Here is a 19,004-nt window from a genome sequence, read left to right on the forward strand (position 1 = left end):
AGGGCGTACTTGAAGCAGTCTTTTTTCAAGTGGATCGAGCGACGTCGGGGACAGCCTTTTCGCGGCCCGATGGCACCGCCAATTTCGCCTTGCCCGGTGCTGCTGTGCTGTAATCCGCGACTACCGAACGGCACAAGGAAGCCTGTGGATGCACGAATCCGCCCGTCACATCGTCGATCTGTACCAGCGTCATGCCCAGGCCTGGGACCGGGCGCGGCAGGCCAGCACCCAGGCCTTTCACAGCGAACAAGCCTGGTTCGAGCGCTTTCGCCAGGTCATGGGTTCGGGCCGGCAGGTACTGGACCTGGGTTGCGGAAGTGGCGAGCCGGTAGCGCGCTATCTCATCGAACATGAATACGCGGTCACCGGCGTCGACAGCTCCGCAGCCTTGCTGGAGTTGTGCCGCCGGCGCTTTCCCCAGCAGCAATGGATCAACGCCGACATGCGCGGTCTGGCCCTGGACCAGGACTTTGCCGGCATCCTGGCCTGGAACAGCCTGTTCCACCTGAGCCCGGACGATCAGCGCGCCATGTTCGCCGTGTTCGAACGCCACGCCGGCCCGGGCTGCGCCCTGATGTTCACCAGCGGACCTGTGGCAGGGGAGGCCATCGGCGAGTTCGCAGGCGAGGCTCTGTACCACGCCAGCCTGGACCCGGGGGAATACTGTACCTTGCTCGACACCCATGGTTTCGAGGTGGTGCAGCAGATCAGTGAAGACCCGGAGTGTTGTGGGCTGACGGTGTGGTTGGCACGGGGGATTTATTGAGGTTCAGGCCGCAGGGTCTCTTGCCTAGGCCCGAGGCAAAAAAAGCCGGTTTCTGTTCAGCAGAAACCGGCTTTTTCAGGCCCTGGGAGCACTGTCGTTCACGCCACTCAGTGCTTCATCATGCTGTGATCCGGCGCATTCAGCGCTCGGGCTTGGGCTTCGACCTTGATGCTTTCCTTCTCGCCCTTGGCGTTTTCCACGGTCAGGGTCAGGGGCACTTTGTCGCCGGCCTTGATCTGGCCCACCAGCTCCATGAGCATCACGTGATAGCCGTGGGTGTCCAGGCTGACTTTCTGCCCGGCCGGCAGGGCCACGGCGTCCACTTGCTGCATGCTCATCACGTCGTTGTGCATGCTCGACTGATGGATCTGCACGTTCTTGGCCACGGGCGACTGCACGTCAACCAGCTTGCTGTCGCTGCTGGCGGTGAGGTCCATGAAAGCGCCGCTGGCATGCTGGCCAGGGACGGTGGCGCGGACCCAGGCGTTGTCCACCTGGGTGGCGGCGCCGGCGGTGCCGGCCAGGCCCAGCAGGGAGAGCATCAGCAGGGCGGATTTGATCCGGGATGGGCGACGTTGCGAGTTCATTAGCAGACCTCCATGACGGTGAGCAGATCTTCCGCGCACTCTTGGGCGTTGAGGGACTGGGACAGACCCAGGCGCAAGGTGCCCCGGGAGTCGTAGACGAAGCTAGTGGCGGTGTGAGACAGGGTGTAGGTCGAACCGCTGGGGATCTTCTCGTAGAACACGCCGAATTCCTTGGCGGTGGCCGCAGTTTCTTCCAGGGTGCCGTAGAGCGCCTCGAAGCTCGGGTCGAAGGCCTTGACGTAGGCGTCCAGCACCTCTGGCGTGTCGCGCTCGGGGTCCAGGGTGATGAACACCACTTTCAGGCGGTCGCCGTCGCGGCCCATGAGCTTCTTGGCCTGGACGGCGCGGGCCAGGGTGGTGGGACAGATCGCCGGGCACTGGGTGAAGCCGAAGAAGATCATCGGCATCAGACCACGGTAGCTGGACAGCGACTTGGTTTCGCCCTGGGAATCGGTGAGTTTGAAGGTGCGGCCGAGAATCTGATTGCTCAGATCCTTGCCATATTTGAAGGACAGTCGGGGACTGTTGTCGCAACCGGCGAGCAGGCCCAGGCCGAGCACCCCGGCGCTGGTAAGCAGGGTGCGGCGAGTCAGCAAAACACTCATGAAATAACGCCCTTTGAACAGCCAGACAGGCAAAAACCCGCGCATGGTAACAAACAGACGAAAGCGGCGGCGGGCTAATTAGACCAATGCCTGCGGCCATCGGTCGCAGCCTGGATCGGGGATTGTGCCGACTCAAGGGCAATGTCGATCGCGGTCGGGAGGCGGGCACCGCTGTTGCCGCCAGGCCCTGGACGATCAGCCTCTGGGCCTTGGACGATATGCGCGTTCAATCTTCCAGCGCCGCTATCTGCACCAGCGCCCGCACGGCGACGCGGGTGGCCAGGGTCAGGGGCCTGGGCAGCCGGTCCAGCTCGAACCAGGCGATATCGCTGTGCTTGTGCGGCTCGTTGTTACGCGGCTCCATGGCCGGGGCGGAGGCCAGGTACACCGGGGAAACCCAATGTTCCTGGCGTTCGGGGTCGATCTGGTCCGCCACGCATAACAGGCTGACGCCTTGCAGGGTCAGTCCGAGCTCTTCGAGGATTTCACGGCGCATGGCCTGTTCCACCGGTTCCAGCCAGTCGACCTTGCCACCGGGCAATCCCCAGCAACCGGCTTCGGGGTCCCGCAGGCGCTTGACCAGGAGTAACTGGCCGTCGCGGACGATGGCGGCGCCGCATCCCAGGCGAGGCTGTTGTGGCATGGCAGTGCTCCTGTGTGTGGGTGAGAGAGGCAAGGCCCGTGGTCCTGCCCGACAGCTGATGTGCGGTTTGCACAATATCGACTGTCAAGGATGACAACCGCGTGTTGCTTTGTTGTTTATTTGTAACTTTCAAGGCGCAGGGCTCCAAGCCGGTTCAGTCTCCGGCCTGGAGCCCGACTCAAGTGCTCGACTCAGTGGCGAAACAGGGTGGCTGCGATCACTGCCAGGGCCAGGAGGATCAGGATCACCCCGGTGATTCGTTCCAGCCAGGGCAGGGCCCGGGAGAAGCGCTCCCGCACCCGGCCATTGCCAATGGCCAGTGCCACCAACAGATCCCACAGCAGCACCACGCTGAACATCCACACGCCATAGACCAGCTTCCAGGCGGTGCTGGCCTGGGTGCCCACCAGGGAGGCCAGGCTGACATAGAACAGGGCGTTCTTCGGGTTGAGCAGGCCCGAGAGCAGGCCCATGCCCAGGCCGCGCCACCAGGTGGCCCGGTTCAACGCCCGGGTGTCGCCCGGGGTATCCACCGCTGCCAGGGCGCTGGCGCCGGCATAGCGGATGAACAGCCAGCCCATGTACAGCAGGTAGCCACAACCGGCCAGCTGGATCACCAGGAACAGCCCGCTGTCGGCACGCAATACCGAGACTCCGCCAAAGGCCAGGACAATGAACAGGCCGTTGGCCAGGGCGATGCCCAGGCAGGCGCCGGTGGCCGGTTTCCAGCCGGTGGCCATGGACAGGCGCGCCACCAGGAAAAAGTCCGGTCCGGGGGAGAGCAGGGCGAGAAAATGCGCAGCGGCGACCAGCAGGAACTGTTGCAACATGGAGGCAGACTTCCAGAGACCTTGAGGGGCAGGAAGTCTGCTGGGCGTCGGGACTGGGGTATTGAAGAAAATTGCGCGGCCTTCAGCGCTTGTACAAACCCGGAGTGACCCCGACATGGGCCTTGAACACTCGCTGAAAATGCGCCTGGTCGGCAAAGCCCAGGCGCTGGGCCAGGGCCGCCGGGGGCTCGCCGGCCTGCAGCGAGGTCCGGGCCTGGATGATGCGCTGGTTCAACTGGTAGGCGTGGGGCGTCATCCCGCTGGCGGCGCGAAAGGCCCGGATCAGCTGGTAGCGGCTGATGCCGGCCAGCGTCGCCAAGCGCTGCAGAGGGTGGGCCTGTTGCGCTTCCTGTTGCAGAAATTGCATGACCCGTCGCACCCCGGCACTGGCTCGGGCCGGGTCGGCGGCCAGGGCAATCACCGGCTGCCCCTGGAGCGGAAAATCGCCAATGAACTCGATCAGCGCAGTTTCCTTGTCTTGCCAGCTGGCAGCGGAGAACAGCAGGTCGTTGAGGCGGCAAAAACGCTGGTACAGATCCCTATCGTGGCTCAATCGCACTTGGTCAAGCACCGTTGCCGGCTGCTGCGCTTCCAGGCGCACGCCTTCGACCCAGTGTGGGTCCAGGTGCAGCATCTGGTAGCTCCAGGCCGTATCGGGCTGGGGATTGCAGGCGTGGGCGCAATGGGCCGGGACGAATACCACGCTGCCGGCCCGGATCAGGGTTGGCGCCTCGGCACCGCCGCTGAACAGGCTGACGCCACGGTCCACAGCGCCGATGGACACTGTCGGGTGACTGTGGGCCCTGTAGTTGGCGCGGCTGTCACAGGCTCGACGGCTTTCTACGTAGGGCAGGTTCGGGTCGCGCCAGAATTGCGCTGAAGGCGTCATGGTGCAGGTCTGCGGTCAGGGGAGCGGGCGGGTAGGCTAACAGGCACGATTGTGCGCAGGCCAGTGGGACTGGAGGAGCCGTTCGCCGGCAAGCCGGCCTCTACGGGAGTGCGGCGGTGAAAAAAGGGAGCTCGGTTAGAACGTTTATTTCTCTGGGTTATGTAGATAGCTGTTTTTCACATATCCAAAGCAGGCGCAATGGCGCTGCAAAGCCATTTCCATCCGTTATGGAACGCAGCCCGACGCCATAGCGGAAATTATCGGCTGAACCACGTTGAAAAACGGGCCGCGACAGCCGTCGCCGCTGCTGGACCGCCCTCTTGCCGGCCCTGCGGCGTTCCATAGAATCCGCTCCATTCGCTTCATCCAACTATCGATACTTCAGGGAACAGGATCATGATGAACGCCATGCAGATGCCAATGAACACCGCCATGCCGATGATGCCGATGATGGGCATGCCGATGATGATGGCGACCATGAGCTGCGAGATGCTCGAAGACGGCATGCAGTGCAAGATGATGCCGGCCGCAGGCATGGACATGGCGATGTTCAAGAACAGCGCCGAAATGCTGCAGATGATGATGAACTGCGGCATGCCGATGATGATGCACTGCGGCAACATGAGCATGCTGTGCATGTCCCAGGCGGCCATGGCCATGCCGATGATGAACATGATGATGCCCATGCCGATGATGGGCATGCCGATGCCGTCGATGAAGTGCGTGATGGAATGCACCCTGATGGCCGACGGCATGCTGTGCAAGCTGATGCCCATGGCCGGCATGAACATGGACATGATGAAGAACTGCTGCGCCCTGATGATGAAGATGATGAACGATTGCAGCATGCCGATGATGATGAGCTGCAATGGCATGCCGATGATGTGCTGCACCTGTTAAGCCAGCAGCGGCTGCATGCCAAAGCCCGGCGGGGATGACTCCCTCGCCGGGCTTTTTATTGCCTGGGCCGATCAGTCCAGGCGTTCGGGGTGGGTCACCACCAGATAGGCCACGGCCTCGCTGTCCGCCGGGTTGCGATAGCGATGGGGCTGGTCGGCGTAGAACAGGATCGAATCCCCCGGAGACAGTAGATAGCGCTCCTCGTTGACGCTGATTTCCAGCACGCCCTGGGCCACCACCAGATTTTCCTGGACTCCCGGGCCGTGGCCTTCGCAGCGGTCCTCACCCAAGGGCGCGATACGCAACTCGTAGAATTCCGATTGGCGCGCCACGTCGAAGGGAAACAGCGCACGGCTGACGAAGGCGCCATTGGCGCTGACCAGGCGTTTGCTCTGGCTCGCCGTGAGCAGCGCGACCCCTTCGAAGGCCCGATGCTCAAGAAAGGCCGCCACCGAAACCTTCAGGCCTTTGGCGATTTTGCACAGCACCTTGATCGACGGCACGCTGCGCCCGGACTCGATCTGCGCCAGCATCGCCCGGCTCACGCCGCACTGGCGGGCCAGGGCATCCAGGGACAAATGGCGCTTGCCACGCAGGCGCAGCAGGTTCTGCGCGACTCGCTGGCTGATGGGGTCTTCGTCCTGGGCATGCAGCGGCGCGGCATCGCTGGCCAGAAAGCGCGAGGGGTCTTGAGCGTTCACCCGTGGCGGGTCTCATTGCCGTGCTGGGCCTGAACCCATTGCATGGCCTGGCAGGCGGCGTTGCGCGCGTAGATTTCCCACATCAGCCGTGCCCGTTGCTGGGCCTGTTTGCGTTTGCGGTAGCTGGCCAGGTCGATGAGGTTGTCAGTCGGCTGCATGGTGGGCACTCACTGTGATGACGAGGAGTCGGTGGAGCTGAGAGTACGTGGATATTCATATAGCCATAAATAATCAATATTCATTTATTAATTCTTTTCGGGTCTATTAAGGCGCAACGACCCTAGGGTCGGAACCGAAGCAATGGCGAAATTAAAAAATATTTTTGAATGTATATTTTGAATTCCCTCGGAATGTGTTGCTATCGCGTACCTCCTGGCTGCCCATGCGCAGCGGTAATTGCTCTGAAATTTGGCTGGAAAGGGATGTCCTGCCGTTTCTCGTGACTTCTCGATCACGGCCATTACCCGGCGATCTCCATCGCCCTATCTGCGAGGAATAACAATGAAAAACCTGAATGGCCTGTTTGTCGCCAGTGCACTGATACTGGCTAGCACAGTCGCCTCTCCCGCGTTGGCCGACCCGCACTTCACCCCCGTGGGGAGTTTCCAGGGGCATGGCACCATCCGTTTGCAAACCCCCGCCACCTTCCAGCAGACGATCGTCTGCAACATCAGCATCGACGGTTCGGTCAATCCGGTGTACAGCGCCAAAATCACTTCGGCCAGGTTCTCGGGAAGCTCGCCTTTTTGCTCGTTGCTGGTGGCCAAGAGCCTTTCCTGGCCGATGTACATGGATAGCCAGTTCAGCGGCGGCATTTCGGAGATGGGGCTGGCCCTGAACGGAACCTCCTCGAACTGCGGGATCAATACCATCCGTATCCAATGGAACAATGCCACCTCCAGCTTTAACGCCTCCAACCAGTCGCTGAGCGGCTATTGCAAGCTCATCTCCCTGGATGTGGTGATTTCACCGCAGTTGATGGTGGTGTATTGATCCGCGGTCGCGGCTAGCCCGGTTGCACCAGCCCCGGGGCCTTCGGTCCCGGGATTCCCGACGCCATCTGCGGCCGGCTGCAGGCCCGGGTGAGTTCAAGGCTCTCTTAGCTTATGCAAAAAGAGAATTTCAAGGCGGCCTATCAAGACCGTTATGGTCTATGTGATTCCCCTGAACCTTGTCCAAGGAACCGCCCCCATGAACCTCTCACGACGCCTGCGCGAATTACTCGCCAGTGCCTTGCTTCTCACCCCCCTGGCCCAGGCCGCCGAACCTCTGGTATTGAATATCGGCGATCAGAACTACTACAACATCCGCGCCTCGGTGGAGGCCTCCGGGGCACTTGAAGGTGCGCCCTACAAGGTTGAGTGGAAGCACTTCCAGGCAGCGGCGCCCCTGGCCGAGGCCCTGAATACCGGCGCGCTGGACCTGGGTTTTCTCGGTGACTCGGGCTTTGTGTTTCTCGCGGCCAAGCAGGCACCAGTCAAGCTGATCGGTGTGTCCCGGCAGAACCCGGACACCATTGCGCTGCTGGTACCCAAGGATTCACCGGTGCAAAGCATCGCCGACCTCAAGGGCAAGAAAGTCGCCTATTGGCCCGGCGCCTGGAGCCAGCAACTGACCCTGCGCGCCCTGGAGCAGGCCGGCCTGCCGGAAAACCATGTGGACTTCGTCAAGCTGATGCCCATCGACGCCGCTGCGGCCTTGCCCCAGGGCGGTATCGATGCGTTCCCGGTGTGGGAACCCTACATTTCCCAGCAGATCGTGTTCTCCGGTGCGCGTCCGATCCTCACGGCCCGCAACCTGATGCCCGGTCTCAGTGCCGTGGCGGCGTCCACTGCGGCCGTCGACAGCAAGCGCGCAGCCATTGCCGACTTTCTCGTGCGCCTGAAAAAGGCCCGGCAGTGGGTCGACACCCACACCGATGAGTACGCCGATCTGTGGGCGAAGAAAGCCAACCTCGACCAGAGTGTCTCCCGCCACTGGTTGCGCCAGGCCCACCTGACCCTGGGCCCGGTGGACCCGCAGGCGGCCTCGGACCTGCAAAGCACCGCGGACTTCCTGTTCAAGGTCAAGGCCTTGCCGGCGCCTTTGGCCACCGCGCCGCTGATTGATCATTCGTTCCAGCAAGCCCTGGCGGATTGATTCCTCGATTTTTACAGGCGCAGGCTTGCCAATGAAGGCGTCCAGGGGGACCGGTTCCGGCGCCAGGGCCGGTGAACGCCGGGAGAAAAGCCAGGGCTGCCTATACTGCAATCCGGATTTCGCTCAACCGTGCCACGACCTGCAACAGGAACTGCCATGAACTTCAAGGAAATCGCCTACGAGCAGCAAGGACCCGTAGTGGTCATCCGCTTCAATCGCCCCGAGCAGCGCAACTGCATCGGCCCCGTGACCCACCGTGAATTGATCGACGCCTGGACGCGTTTTCGCGACGACGACACGGCCCTGGTGGCGATCATTACCGGCACCGGCGATCGAGCCTTTTGTGCCGGCGGCGACCTCAAGGCCGCCGCACAGCTGGTGCCCTCGAACGCGGAGGAAATGGCCGCCCATGATCGCGGCGAGCGCCCAGGAATCATTGGCCCCAGCCGCTGGGTCGACGTCTACAAACCGGTGATCGCCGCGGTCAATGGCGTGGCCTATGCCGGTGGCCTGGAGTGGGCCTGTTTTGCCGATATGCGCATCGCCGAAGAGCACGCCTCGTTCGGTGTCACCTGCCGCCGCTGGAACATCGGCCTGGCGGACGGCGGCACCCAGCGCTTGCCACGGATTGTCGGCATGGGTCGGGCCATGGAACTGATTTTGACGGGCAAGGTGATCGATGCCCAAGAGGCGTATCGCATCGGCCTGGTCAACGAAATAGTGCCCAGCGGGCGCTCCCTCAAGCGCGCGCTGGAACTGGCCCAGGTGCTGGCCGGCCTGCCGCAGCCGGCGATGCGCTCGGACAAGGAAGCGGCCATTCGCGGCTACGGATTGCCCTTGGCCGAGGGCTTGAAGATCGAGGCCCAGTGCTTCAATCGCTCGATCCACGCCCCTGAAACCCGGGAAGGATTGCGTCAGTTCATCGAGCGCGATCACCCTGATCGCGGGGTTCGGCAAGCCCCAAGGACGCCGGGCATTGTCAGGGATTGAGGCCAGGCCCTATGTGTCAGGCCTTCTGCGAGGCGTGGTGGCTCGCGGTGTTGTCGGCGCTGGGGAGGACGTCCACTTCTCCGGCGACCCGGACCCCTTGCAGCGAACTTTCGAAGGCATCGAGCTCTGCATCCTCCGGAGGCCATTTGGATTGGGTGCGGCTTCTGTAGTCATCGATCACCTGCGAGATATCGCTGGGACAAGCCTTGACGGTCTCGCGCCAGGCTTCGTTGTAGAGCTCGTGCAACGCGCCCAGTGCCACCAGCCGATGCTCGCTCACCGCCCGGCTGCGTGACTGGTAAGTGCCGGGCGGGCGTTTGAGCAGTTCATCGATCAGGGAGCGATCCAGTTTCTCTCCTTGCTGCAGCATGGCCAGGTAGCGAATGCGATTGATAAAGCGCTTGATTGCCCTGGGGGTGGTGTGGCGTCTGCGCACCACCGGCAGCCATACGCTCAGGGCCTCGTTGAACGCCCCCGAGTCGTTCACTTGGCGCATGCTCGTGCGCAACCGGTACAAGCCCAGGCTGCAGCTAAAGAGCACAAACAGCAGCAGTGCCGCCGCCAGGCTCCAGATAGCCAGTGGATGAGCGGCGCTCTCTTGGATCTGCAATTCGCGCAGGATGATGGGCCTGGCGCTGTCATTGGCCCCGGGAGCCGGGCTGGAAAGCGCCGCGCTGGGAGCAGGGGAGGAGGGCGCCGTCAGGGTCGGGGCAGGGGGTTGCTGAAGAGGCGTGACCTTCGCCGAGGGCGTCGGCCCGGGAGCTTGGGCGCTGGGCAATTGCACGAATTTGCCAGCGGCGAAGCCAAGTGTAATGACCAGGGCGAACAGATAAAAAGGCCAGAAATGCAGGCTCTTGCGGATAAAGCTCTGGGTCTGGGCGTTGTCGCCCGGGGCCGAGCGCAGCAGCGGCGACAGGTCTTTGTGCTGGGGCACCTGGATCTCCAGGTTCACCAGTTTTTCCAGGTAGTTGCCGGCATAGTTCCAGCGGCGTTCCGCCGCCGAGGGTTCGGGGTTGTCGGGACGGTCGCGCTTCTGACGCAGCGCCAGCTCATCGGCAAACTTCTCGAAGTGCAGCCCCAGGGCGGTGCGTATGTAACAGGTGTCCATGCCGAAAATCACGAAGCAGCTACCGGAAGTGACCAGGAAGTTCACCGCTTCCATGATGGTCAGGATGATTTCCGGGCGACACCGATCCAGGTCGTCGATAACGATCACGGTCCGGTACGGCAGGGCCTGGGTCACTTCAGAGAACTGGTTGGCGAAGGTGGTACGAAAGCTGGTCTGGTTTTGTGCGGTGCTCGTGCTGAAGCGCGAGGCCGTACTGGATAGCAGTGTCGCCGGACTGACCCCAAAGGCGGTCATCGAGGCAAACAGTGACTTGAAGGTAACCACGCCGGTGGCCAGTTGCCCAAACAGCTTGCCGATATCACCGCCACTCAAGGGCTGAGCCTTGCCTTCACGGGCCATCAGGCTCTGGATCGACACCCACAGGTTTGTCCATTCATCGAGGTTGTGGGTCAGCAGATAGCCGACCAGGCATGAGGCGGACGCAATCAGTACCAGGGCCAGTACCAGGTGCCGGCGTGACCTGATCCACAACAGCTGCAAGCGAAACGCCCAACCGTCCAGGGACAACAGTGAAGGCAGGCCCTGTTTGCAGATGGCGTTGAACAGCGCTGCCAGCAGTTGCTCTTCGCTTTGGTGATGCCAGGCGTTGAACCAGACAGGCCGGTATTTGTAGCGCCGCAGGTCCTGGCAGATCAGGGCCATCAGACTGCTCTTGCCTGAGCCCCAGCCACCGGAAATGGCCAGGGTCAATGGCGGTTCGGTCCTTGTGTTGCGCAGGAAACGAGAGATGCCTCGCGCCAGGGGCGACACCCCCAGGGAGTCCTTGTCGCTGTCCTCGGTGGGCGCGTCGGTGGCCGCGATGGCGGCGGCGCCGGTTTCGTTCTCAGTGGAGCCGGAATTGAACATCAGCCACACCAACAGCGCGCAAAGCGCTACCGCGAACCAGAACCAGGGCGCCGGATATTGTCCATGGCGCAGTGGCCAGTTCACGGCTTTCCACGTGTGGCCGTTATCAGTGGTGTGCAGCAAGGCGGGAGGGTAGCCAACCGCCCAACCGGTCTTGCCAGACTGGTCCATGGCCAGGGCCAGGCGTGTCGAGCCGACTGCGCTGTGCACCGGGCTCCAGGTTTCGCCCCCATCCTGAGTCGCCAGGATCACCCCGCCATTGGCGCTGACCCAGCCCTGGCGACCGTCCTTGTGCATATGCAGATCGGTCAGGGAAAGTCCGGCCAGCCGATGCTTGACTCGCCAAAGGTCTCCACCGTCGAGGGTCTTGGCAATCATGCCGTTGTCACCGGCGACCCAACCGGTGCGGCCATCGGCCAGGAACTCGATGGCGCTCAGGTTCATCGCCAAGGCTACGAGCCCGGTATCGGAAGACATCGTCAAGGGTGAAGGCAGCATGCTTATGACGCGCCAGGTTTCGCCGGCGTTGTCACTGCTGGCAATCAAGCCCTGGTTGCCCACGGCCCAGGCCCGGTTGCCATCAGCATCCAGATGCACCGCCTTGAAGGCACCGTCTTCGGGGATCGGACTCTTGTCGCTTGCCTTCTGCAACCCGGCCTGGCGCCAGGTAGTGCCGCCGTCGCGGGTAAAAAGAAGGCTGAGGTTGCGCCCGACTGCGACCCCTACGCTACCGTTCTGCGCAAAATCAATCTGCAGTAGATCGCTTTGGGTCGTGCTGGGTTGGACTCTCCAACTGACCCCGGCATCGTCGCTGGCGAGGATCTTGCCGTTGTCGCCCACAGCCCAGGCGCGGCTGCCGTTGTCCAGCAGGCTCAATCCATTCAGGCGGTTGTGGGCAATAGGCGTGCTGCTGTCCCAGCTTCCGCCGCCATTGCTGGAACTGAGGATGGCGCCAGACTCGCCGACCGCCACCACGGTGTTGCCGTCGGCACTGACCTGGACGCTGCGCAACAGCATGTGCGCGGCACTGGTCAGAGGAACCCAGGAGCTCGAACCGCTACCGGCGCCGGTGATGACCGTGCCCGCGTCACCCACGGCGATGCCCGCGCCACTTCTCACAGCTTGCGCCAGCAGGTTCCGATCCAATTGCAGGTCCGCCGGTGCAGGAGCCATGGGCTCCGGTATAGGCGGCATGACGAACTGAGCGGAATCTGCGGGCGAGGGCACCGCAAAGGGGTTGTTGCCCGGAAAGTTGCGACCGTCACACATCAGCCGATGGCGCTTTGGACCAGGGGATGCCGGCCGGTACGCACGGCTACTGAAGTCCTGGCGCAGGGGGCCAAAGAACGACAGGCTGCGCAGCTCTGCATAGGTTCCGCTGTCGACTGCGCTCCAGGTGAAACCATCGGCGCTGAACAGCAGAGTGCCCTGGTCCCCGGCGGCCCATAGTCCTTCAGCGCTGCCGGTGATGGTGTTCAGAGTGACCTGGGTTGCTAAGGCATGGGGCGTCGACCAACTGGCCCCGTGGTTTGACGAACTGACAATGGTGCCGTTTTCACCGACCGCCCAGCCGTACTGCCCGACGAACCACAGAGCCTTGAATTGGGGAGCCTGGCGGTCAGGCGTGCCCAGAGGCTGGCCCATGAAGGACTCATTCCATGACAGGCCCTGATTGCGAGTGAACAAGATCGAGCCTTTGCCCGTAATCCAGCCATAACGGCCATCTGCGCTGAAATGTATCGAAGATACTCCCGAACCCTGGACGCCACTTCGCGTCCAGCTTGCTTCGTCATTGTCCGCTTCACGGGACAGTACAACTCCAGAGCCACTGACGGCCCAGACCTGAGCAGTGCGCGGATTCACTTCGACGCTGACCAGATCGATCAATCCTTCACTCCCGGGATTCAAGGACTGAACCTTCCAATCGGCGCCGGCATTGTCAGTGCTCAGAATGGTGCCGCCGTCACCGACTATCCAGCCCCGTTGCCCGTCGGGCTGAAAGCTCACACTGCGCAGATTGGCCGCGACAACAGGCCTATGGGGCTTCCAGGTCTTGCCGGCATCGGAAGTGCTCATGATGCTGCCGCCCAAGCCCACGGCCCACGCTTTATCGGCGGCAACCACGGTGACCGAGGTCAAGGAGGAGGGCAGCGCTGGCAGGCGGAGGGCGGCATTTCGTTCAACGGGCGTGGTGAGCCACTCGAGGAATGTAGCGTCATGCCGGACGGGATAAACCGAAGGCGCCTGCCACCACGCCGTGACCACAGTAATGCCCAGCAACAGCAACGCGAGAAAGCCCAGGGAGGGGCGCATATTCAGCGGCAATCTTGCCCGTTGCCCAGCAGGAGTTGCCTTTCGAACGTCCATGTTTTCGCTCCCTGCATCAGCTGTCCCGAAACAAAGAACCAGCCTGGTCAACTAGTAATAGTTGACTTTGGCGCAGCCGTATCGGGTGTACTCAAAAGCCATGCATTTATATAACTTAACTAAATGATTGTTTAGTTTGGTTATAAGTAAAACCTATAAAGTGCAAGGCAAGAGGGGATGTAGAGAGTCTATTCAGTCTGATGGTATATGCCGTGCTTGTGCTGCTGTTCAAGGACTTCCTGCCGCCCATCACAATCCTGGTCGCGCTGCCTCTGTCCATCGGTGGTGCCGTTGCGGGCCTGCTGCTCTATGGCCCAGCACTCGAGCTGCCCGCGATGATCGGCATCCTGATGCTGATGGGTATTGTCACGAAGAACTCTACGACGATTGACCTCGTTCACCGAGCTGGATCGAAAGGAGGGGAATTCATTGGTGGAAGGATGGCCGAATGGCCGTCTGCCTGTCGCGCTTGAAGGCGCCGGTTGCCGCGATTTTGAGTAATCGACGAAAGTTCGGACATTGTGCGTGGCTGGGGGCAGGGCATGCGGCCGCGTGCCGCAATCCCCGACTCATCGCCTGCAACTGTTTGACGCTCGCATCAATCTCATCGGCCTTTGCCAACAGTACAGCTCTATCCACATTGGCCTGACCATTCGGTGAAAGCATGGCCTGTATTTCGTCCAACGAGAGACCACCTGCCTGTCCGAGTGCGATAACCGCTAACTGCTCAACCACAGCAGATGCAAACTGACGGCGAGCTCCGGGTGGGCTGACTGATGTGATCAGCCCCTTTTTTTCATAAAAACGCAATGTGTGGGCAGCAATACCCGTGCGTTTGACGACCTCAGTGATATCCATTGGTAGACCATTGACTTGAAGTTGACTTCAACTTCTATGATGCCTGCGCAAGATGAATGGGTCCATGAGCAAATGGTAGATATGACATCGGTGGAAGTGGTTTTGCACGTTGTTTTGTTGGGGGCTGGGGCTACCGTCGTCATGGATTTGTGGATGTTGCTCATGAAGGCTTTTGGCGTTGGCCTCTACCTGTCTGCTGTGGTGATTACCTGGGCTTCGAAGTAAGCAGAGTTTCGGCAAGATGTTCAAAGGGTTGAACGGGCGATGCAAGAAAATATACTAGGCAATACTAATCAAGTTCGGGAGGTCGCAGCGACATTATGGCGCGTACTTGGGGACGCGCTGGTCGCCGTGTATTTACACGGATCGGCTGTGTCGGGAGGACTTCGAGTCCAGAGCGATCTTGACCTCCTGGTTATTGTCGATCGTGGCATAACCGACGATCAGCGCAGTGACCTGTTAGCCGCTCTGTTGCATATTTCCAATCGGCATCCCGCGCCCCCAGGAGGTCCTCGCTGTGTCGAGGTCGTAGTTTTTCGCCTGTCTGACTTGTTCGAGCCATGTTTCCCGGCACGAGCCGAGTTCATTTATGGCGAATGGTTGCGAGGTGGGTTTGAGGCGGGCGAAAGGTCAATACGTTCGAGTGATCCTGAATACACAATCGTCCTCGCGCAAGCCAGGCAGCAAGCTATCCCCCTGTTCGGCCAAAAGGCGTCGAAGCTTCTGCCTGAGATACCTCTGCAGCAAGTCCGTCAGGCGATGCGGGATATGCTTCCGGCGTTACTGGAAGGGTTGCGAGGGGACGAGCGGAACGTCCTGCTCACACTTGCCAGAATATGGCGTACGGCCAGCACCGGGGAGTTTGTCCCGAAGGATGCAGCAGCAGCCTGGGCGATCCCCTTGATTCCCGATCAAGAGGCCGCGACCTTGGACTATGCGCGCAGGGCTTACTTGGGAGAAATCATCGACGACTGGGTCAATCGGTCTAGTGATGCAAAAATGCTGGCCGAGCACCTGCTCGCGCGCATCAATGAGTTGTTTTGGCTGGCTCGGACGCTTACCCCGGCGAATAGCAGAGCAAGCTTTTACAATGACAATAAATCCGCCAACACTTGAGCAAGTAAGGTTTGCTGTGGCTTGTTCGTAGATATCATCGGGTACTTGGCCGACAGAGACCAATGTAATTGCCTCAACAAGCTCCAAGGCGGCTCGTTCTTTTGGAGCGTTACGAATTTTTTGAATTGCTTGTTAGTAATATTTTTCGCTATAGCGCTGTTACTTATTGCGCTGAGATTCAATTGGATTTAATCGGTTGCGCCAATTCACTGATTTTTTCTTTGGCCAAACCTTCCTGCAGCTCTAAGAAGTATAAAAAGTTGTACTTGCTTACAAATGGATTGGTTACTGCGCCGTTATTTCGCCTATCACGATTAGCGAATAAATTATTTTTATGTGGGTGATTTGCCAAGTTTACAGTCACTACAGGAGGTATTAGTGCAATCTCTCTAATTCTATCCATGCTTGCGAAAAATTGATTTGTCAACTCTGGTTTTTTAGCACTCAAACTGTGCCCGCCGACGACGAATGCGCGATGTAATGCGCCGTTATCTTGAACCATAAAGTCTAAAGAAAAGTCACCCTCGGTATGACCTGGTGTAATGTAGAATTTAAATTGTTTCCCTCCAATCTCGAGAGTCATACCATCTTTAACAATAAGATCCACACGAGGGGGTAAAAATTTATTAACCCCTTTGCTCTTCTCGGCTTGCTTTATGGCTAGTTCATGACCTTTCAAGCTCATAACCACCTTGGAACCATACTTTGCCTGAAGGTATTGCGCTCCTCCAACATGATCAGAATGCCCGTGAGTAGCGAAAATATGAGTGACGGGCTTCTCTTCTAAACCTAACTTTTTGAGGCTGATCGGTATCCATTTTGAATAAGGGAAATCTAACGTATCAATAATAACTAGCCCTGCAGTAGTTTCTACTGCGTAAGAGGATACCCATTTATCTCCGACGTAGTACACGTCGTCAAACATTTGAAAGGGTTCAACATACCCGTTTTTATCATTCATTTCTTGAAAGCCTTCATTTGCTCTTGCAAAAACTGAAGTCAATAAGAGCAGAAAAGCACTCCACTTTTTCATATGAACTCCTATCGTGCTAACGCCTGAATCAAGCCGACTGGCGAAGCCAGTTCGGCTTGAATGAATGGTTAGGCGCGTCCCTCATTAAGGCATGCATCTGCCCATTCTTTCATCCCCTGCGATTATTATTCAACTTGACGTATCCAATGATCTTTTAAACGGAACTGTGTCAAGTTCTGAAATGGAAGCTCGTCAAGCTGGAACTCGCACATTGATTGCAGTTGAAGACTATATGGACGATACGGAAGAAAATGGCCCGTTGCCATCGGGCTCAAGGCTCTCAAGGCCATTCGTGCCGAATTGAAAGGTGCCGAGTCAATGCCGTTACTGAGTAACTTCCGGCCCTCGCGCTTTCAAGTGTGAGCGCTATCCGCAAAATATGCTTAGATCGCAAACCCAGTCGCCCGGTATCATCCGATACCGGGCTTTCTCACGGTCAGCTCAGGCTGAATTGCGTAATAGCATGCTCGCGTAATCGGTTCTTTTGAATTTTGCTCGATCCTGTCATGCCAATGCTCTCGAACTCTTCGACGATGCACAGATAGCGCGGCACCTTGAAGTTTGCGCAGCGTGCCTTGCAGAACGCGATCAACTCTTCGCTGCTGGCGCGGTTTCCCTGCTTGAGGGTGACATAGGCGGCGGGGACTTCTCCCAGTCGCGGGTCCGGCACGCCGACCACTTGTGCCAGCTCTACAGCGGGGTGTTTTAGCAGCACCTGCTCGACTTCCAGCGGCGAGACATTCTCCCCCCCGACCCGGAACATGTCCTTGAGTCGACCAATAAACTGCAGGCGGCCGTCTTTGGAGAGTGTTCCGAGGTCCCCCGTTTGCAGCCAGCCTTCGCTCAGGGTGGCTGCGGTTTGTTCAGGCAGCTTGTAGTAGCCCTTCATCAGGCTCCAGCCGCGGGCACAGATTTCACCCGGTTGGCCGGGCGGCATTGGTTGACCGTTGGCGGGGTCGCGGACCTGGATTTCCAGCCCCGCGTGGGTGGTCATGGAGCCGTTGAGACGCAACTCCAGCGGCTCGCGGTAATCAGAGCAGACCAGGTTCGGTGAGGCTTCCGAGAGACCGTACGCGTTGCAAATGTCCTTGGCGCCCATCTTCTCGACGACCTCGTGAAGGATCTGCGGGCTGGCTGCCGCCCAACCGCCACGTAGAGACAGTCGATGAGAGTTGAAGCCAGGCTCGGCCAGCATCATCAGAAACATGGTGTCGTTACCCGAGGTCAGTGTGCACTGCTCGCGCTCCATGATCCCCAATGCCTGAGCCGGATCGAAAGTCGCGGCAGTGACCAGAGTGGCGCCATGAACCAGTGCGACCAGCAACGACATGGTGCTGCCGGCTACATGGTAGAACGGTCGTGGGCTGAAGTAGCGATCTTCTGAGCGCACGCCCATGCGTTCGGCCACACACTTGGCAATTCCAAGCATCGAGGCATGGCTGAGCATCACTCCTTTCGGAAAAGCCGTAGTTCCCGAAGTGAATTGGATCAACAAAGTATCGTCGGGCTCGACCTGCGTGCAGGCTGCTGCAAATTCAGTGGGCTGGATATTGGCGCCGAGTTGAAGAAAATCGGTCTCGCTCAAGCCTGCGCCAGGTACTCGTTGACCAAAAACCACCAGATGCTGCAGCAGCGGCAAATGGATCCCCGGCAGCGTAGTGTTTATCGCAGGTTCGACGTCCCCGAGCATGTCGACAAAGTCGATCTTGTCGAGGAACGTATCGACGCAGAACAGCGCCCGAACATCTTCGTGGGCCAGGCCATAACTGAGCTCTTCGCTGCGGAAGCGGGTATTGAAAGGTACGCAGACCAACCCGAGCGAAGCCGCCGCGTACCAAAGCACCGCCCATTGCACGGAATTGCCCATCAGCAGACCGATATGCTCACCCCTTTGCAGGCCTAAGCCGAGCATGGCGCGAGCAGTGTTATCCACCTGTTCGAGTAATTGGCGATAGCTCAGGCGGCCGTCTTCGGCAATTAACGCGTCGTTGTCGGGATGGTGCCGGGCAATGTCATTCAATACTGTCCACAGGGGACCGGGCAGCGGGGAAGTCGATATGGTCATGGGGATTTCTCAGACGAAAGATGTCATGCCGGCACGCCAGGTGCCTTCAGTCAGATTTTCCTCAATGGCGAGGATCTCGTGGGCTAGTGCGCCAAAACGGCTGTCATCCGCGCCTTTGTCGATGGTGCGCTTGGCACTGCGGATGGCATGAGTCGGCGCCGAGGCGATCTCCTGTGCCAGTCCCTCGATATAGCTATCGAACTCAGCGTGAGGTAACACTTGATTGACCAAACCGATGGACTTGGCTTCCTCGGCACCGACTTCACGCCCCGTGAACATCAGTTCCTTGGCTATTCTCCTACCGACTATGCGTGGCAGCCGCTGAGTAGCGCCGACCGTGCCCCAACGGGCCTCCGGGTAACGGAAGCTAGCCAGGTCACTGGCGACGATGAAGTCACAGGCGCTGGCAATTTCGCAGCCGGAACCCACCGCCGGGCCCTGTATCACCGCAATCACCGGGATCGGTAGGTCTTCCAATGCGGCATACAAGGCGAAGGCTTTGATGCGTCGAGCGCGGATCTGATCTTCATCCATCTGCTT

The 19,004-nt window shown here is 59.7% G+C and carries 18 protein-coding genes and 1 pseudogene; 7 read left to right on the top strand and 12 right to left on the bottom strand.

Translation table 11 applies throughout. The features are described 5' to 3' along the window. The first annotated feature begins 148 nt into the window (after positions 1 to 148). The gene (locus BLX41_RS32045) at positions 149 to 766 is read left to right on the top strand and encodes a class I SAM-dependent methyltransferase (RefSeq protein WP_123728105.1); all 618 of its coding nucleotides are present in this window, start codon (positions 149 to 151) and stop codon (positions 764 to 766) included. A 107-nt stretch (positions 767 to 873) separates the two neighbouring features. On the opposite strand, the gene BLX41_RS32050 is transcribed toward BLX41_RS32045, so the two are convergent. The 5 genes from BLX41_RS32050 to BLX41_RS32070 all read right to left on the bottom strand — a co-directional run bounded on the left by BLX41_RS32050 (position 874) and on the right by BLX41_RS32070 (position 4,320). Further along, positions 874 to 1,353: a copper chaperone PCu(A)C gene (locus BLX41_RS32050; protein ID WP_123728106.1), complete on the bottom strand. Its 480-nt coding sequence runs from the start codon at positions 1,351 to 1,353 to the stop codon at positions 874 to 876. After that, positions 1,353 to 1,958, bottom strand: a complete 606-nt coding sequence (locus BLX41_RS32055) for an SCO family protein (RefSeq protein WP_123728136.1) — start codon at positions 1,956 to 1,958, stop codon at positions 1,353 to 1,355. The genes BLX41_RS32050 and BLX41_RS32055 overlap by 1 nt, the downstream gene beginning before the upstream one ends. A gap of 226 nt (positions 1,959 to 2,184) precedes the next feature. After that, complete coding sequence (locus tag BLX41_RS32060; RefSeq protein ID WP_123728107.1) at positions 2,185 to 2,601, bottom strand: NUDIX hydrolase; 417 nt, start codon at positions 2,599 to 2,601, stop codon at positions 2,185 to 2,187. A gap of 191 nt (positions 2,602 to 2,792) precedes the next feature. Further along, positions 2,793 to 3,431, bottom strand: a complete 639-nt coding sequence (locus BLX41_RS32065; protein WP_123728108.1) for a LysE family translocator — start codon at positions 3,429 to 3,431, stop codon at positions 2,793 to 2,795. A gap of 82 nt (positions 3,432 to 3,513) precedes the next feature. After that, positions 3,514 to 4,320 carry a helix-turn-helix domain-containing protein gene (locus tag BLX41_RS32070; RefSeq protein ID WP_123728109.1) on the bottom strand — a complete coding sequence of 269 codons (807 nt, stop codon included), beginning with the start codon at positions 4,318 to 4,320 and terminating at the stop codon, positions 3,514 to 3,516. Between the two features lie 396 nt (positions 4,321 to 4,716). On the opposite strand from BLX41_RS32070, the gene BLX41_RS32075 reads away from it, so the two are divergent. Continuing rightward, positions 4,717 to 5,220, top strand: a complete 504-nt coding sequence (locus BLX41_RS32075; RefSeq protein WP_185073895.1) for a hypothetical protein — start codon at positions 4,717 to 4,719, stop codon at positions 5,218 to 5,220. Between the two features lie 71 nt (positions 5,221 to 5,291). Here BLX41_RS32075 and BLX41_RS32080 read toward each other — a convergent pair whose 3' ends face one another. Then, positions 5,292 to 5,873 carry a helix-turn-helix domain-containing protein gene (locus BLX41_RS32080; protein WP_185073903.1) on the bottom strand — a complete coding sequence of 194 codons (582 nt, stop codon included), beginning with the start codon at positions 5,871 to 5,873 and terminating at the stop codon, positions 5,292 to 5,294. Between the two features lie 44 nt (positions 5,874 to 5,917). Beyond that, positions 5,918 to 6,079: a hypothetical protein gene (locus tag BLX41_RS33950; RefSeq protein WP_185073897.1), complete on the bottom strand. Its 162-nt coding sequence runs from the start codon at positions 6,077 to 6,079 to the stop codon at positions 5,918 to 5,920. Positions 6,080 to 6,422: 343 nt separating this feature from the next. Here BLX41_RS33950 and praB point away from each other — a divergent pair, with 343 nt between their 5' ends. From praB to BLX41_RS32095, 3 genes are all read left to right on the top strand, one after another. Beyond that, positions 6,423 to 6,914: an alkane oxidation protein activator PraB gene (praB, locus tag BLX41_RS32085; RefSeq protein WP_123728111.1), complete on the top strand. Its 492-nt coding sequence runs from the start codon at positions 6,423 to 6,425 to the stop codon at positions 6,912 to 6,914. A gap of 198 nt (positions 6,915 to 7,112) precedes the next feature. Beyond that, a complete protein-coding gene (locus BLX41_RS32090; RefSeq protein WP_123728112.1) occupies positions 7,113 to 8,060 on the top strand; it encodes an ABC transporter substrate-binding protein in 948 nt (315 codons plus the stop codon). A 156-nt stretch (positions 8,061 to 8,216) separates the two neighbouring features. Then, positions 8,217 to 9,050 carry an enoyl-CoA hydratase/isomerase family protein gene (locus tag BLX41_RS32095; protein ID WP_123728113.1) on the top strand — a complete coding sequence of 278 codons (834 nt, stop codon included), beginning with the start codon at positions 8,217 to 8,219 and terminating at the stop codon, positions 9,048 to 9,050. Between the two features lie 16 nt (positions 9,051 to 9,066). Here BLX41_RS32095 and BLX41_RS32100 read toward each other — a convergent pair whose 3' ends face one another. Next, the gene (locus BLX41_RS32100; RefSeq protein WP_123728114.1) at positions 9,067 to 13,392 is read right to left on the bottom strand and encodes a YCF48-related protein; all 4,326 of its coding nucleotides are present in this window, start codon (positions 13,390 to 13,392) and stop codon (positions 9,067 to 9,069) included. A 203-nt stretch (positions 13,393 to 13,595) separates the two neighbouring features. On the opposite strand from BLX41_RS32100, the pseudogene BLX41_RS32105 reads away from it, so the two are divergent. Beyond that, positions 13,596 to 13,772: pseudogene (locus tag BLX41_RS32105) on the top strand (efflux RND transporter permease subunit); the annotation flags it as partial. Positions 13,773 to 13,818: 46 nt separating this feature from the next. Here BLX41_RS32105 and BLX41_RS32110 read toward each other — a convergent pair. Then, a complete protein-coding gene (locus BLX41_RS32110) occupies positions 13,819 to 14,250 on the bottom strand; it encodes a helix-turn-helix domain-containing protein (protein ID WP_123728115.1) in 432 nt (143 codons plus the stop codon). Positions 14,251 to 14,514: 264 nt separating this feature from the next. Here BLX41_RS32110 and BLX41_RS32120 point away from each other — a divergent pair, with 264 nt between their 5' ends. Next, positions 14,515 to 15,366 (top strand): aminoglycoside adenylyltransferase family protein, encoded by an 852-nt coding sequence (locus tag BLX41_RS32120; RefSeq protein WP_123728116.1) that lies wholly within the window; start codon positions 14,515 to 14,517, stop codon positions 15,364 to 15,366. A gap of 178 nt (positions 15,367 to 15,544) precedes the next feature. On the opposite strand, the gene BLX41_RS32130 is transcribed toward BLX41_RS32120, so the two are convergent. From BLX41_RS32130 to BLX41_RS32145, 3 genes are all read right to left on the bottom strand, one after another. Then, a complete protein-coding gene (locus BLX41_RS32130) occupies positions 15,545 to 16,399 on the bottom strand; it encodes an MBL fold metallo-hydrolase (RefSeq protein WP_123728117.1) in 855 nt (284 codons plus the stop codon). A gap of 436 nt (positions 16,400 to 16,835) precedes the next feature. Next, positions 16,836 to 18,464 (bottom strand): AMP-binding protein, encoded by a 1,629-nt coding sequence (locus BLX41_RS32140; RefSeq protein ID WP_123728118.1) that lies wholly within the window; start codon positions 18,462 to 18,464, stop codon positions 16,836 to 16,838. A gap of 9 nt (positions 18,465 to 18,473) precedes the next feature. Beyond that, positions 18,474 to 19,004 (bottom strand): enoyl-CoA hydratase/isomerase family protein (locus tag BLX41_RS32145; protein ID WP_185073899.1); only part of this gene is annotated, 531 nt, incomplete at its 5' end.

This window comes from Pseudomonas protegens (assembly GCF_003732485.1).
Lineage (GTDB): Bacteria > Pseudomonadota > Gammaproteobacteria > Pseudomonadales > Pseudomonadaceae > Aquipseudomonas > Aquipseudomonas protegens_B.

Bases quoted from the DNA above. Each gene is read 5' to 3' on its own strand.
- BLX41_RS32045 (WP_123728105.1), top strand. From the start codon at position 149: ATGCACGAATCCGCCCGTCACATCGTCGATCTGTACCAGCGTCATGCC.
- BLX41_RS32050 (WP_123728106.1), bottom strand. From the start codon at position 1,353: ATGAACTCGCAACGTCGCCCATCCCGGATCAAATCCGCCCTGCTGATG.
- BLX41_RS32055 (WP_123728136.1), bottom strand. From the start codon at position 1,958: ATGAGTGTTTTGCTGACTCGCCGCACCCTGCTTACCAGCGCCGGGGTG.
- BLX41_RS32060 (WP_123728107.1), bottom strand. From the start codon at position 2,601: ATGCCACAACAGCCTCGCCTGGGATGCGGCGCCGCCATCGTCCGCGAC.
- BLX41_RS32065 (WP_123728108.1), bottom strand. From the start codon at position 3,431: ATGTTGCAACAGTTCCTGCTGGTCGCCGCTGCGCATTTTCTCGCCCTG.
- BLX41_RS32070 (WP_123728109.1), bottom strand. From the start codon at position 4,320: ATGACGCCTTCAGCGCAATTCTGGCGCGACCCGAACCTGCCCTACGTA.
- BLX41_RS32075 (WP_185073895.1), top strand. From the start codon at position 4,717: ATGATGAACGCCATGCAGATGCCAATGAACACCGCCATGCCGATGATG.
- BLX41_RS33950 (WP_185073897.1), bottom strand. From the start codon at position 6,079: ATGCAGCCGACTGACAACCTCATCGACCTGGCCAGCTACCGCAAACGC.
- praB (WP_123728111.1), top strand. From the start codon at position 6,423: ATGAAAAACCTGAATGGCCTGTTTGTCGCCAGTGCACTGATACTGGCT.
- BLX41_RS32090 (WP_123728112.1), top strand. From the start codon at position 7,113: ATGAACCTCTCACGACGCCTGCGCGAATTACTCGCCAGTGCCTTGCTT.
- BLX41_RS32095 (WP_123728113.1), top strand. From the start codon at position 8,217: ATGAACTTCAAGGAAATCGCCTACGAGCAGCAAGGACCCGTAGTGGTC.
- BLX41_RS32100 (WP_123728114.1), bottom strand. From the start codon at position 13,392: ATGGACGTTCGAAAGGCAACTCCTGCTGGGCAACGGGCAAGATTGCCG.
- BLX41_RS32110 (WP_123728115.1), bottom strand. From the start codon at position 14,250: ATGGATATCACTGAGGTCGTCAAACGCACGGGTATTGCTGCCCACACA.
- BLX41_RS32120 (WP_123728116.1), top strand. From the start codon at position 14,515: ATGCAAGAAAATATACTAGGCAATACTAATCAAGTTCGGGAGGTCGCA.
- BLX41_RS32130 (WP_123728117.1), bottom strand. From the start codon at position 16,399: ATGAAAAAGTGGAGTGCTTTTCTGCTCTTATTGACTTCAGTTTTTGCA.
- BLX41_RS32140 (WP_123728118.1), bottom strand. From the start codon at position 18,464: ATGACCATATCGACTTCCCCGCTGCCCGGTCCCCTGTGGACAGTATTG.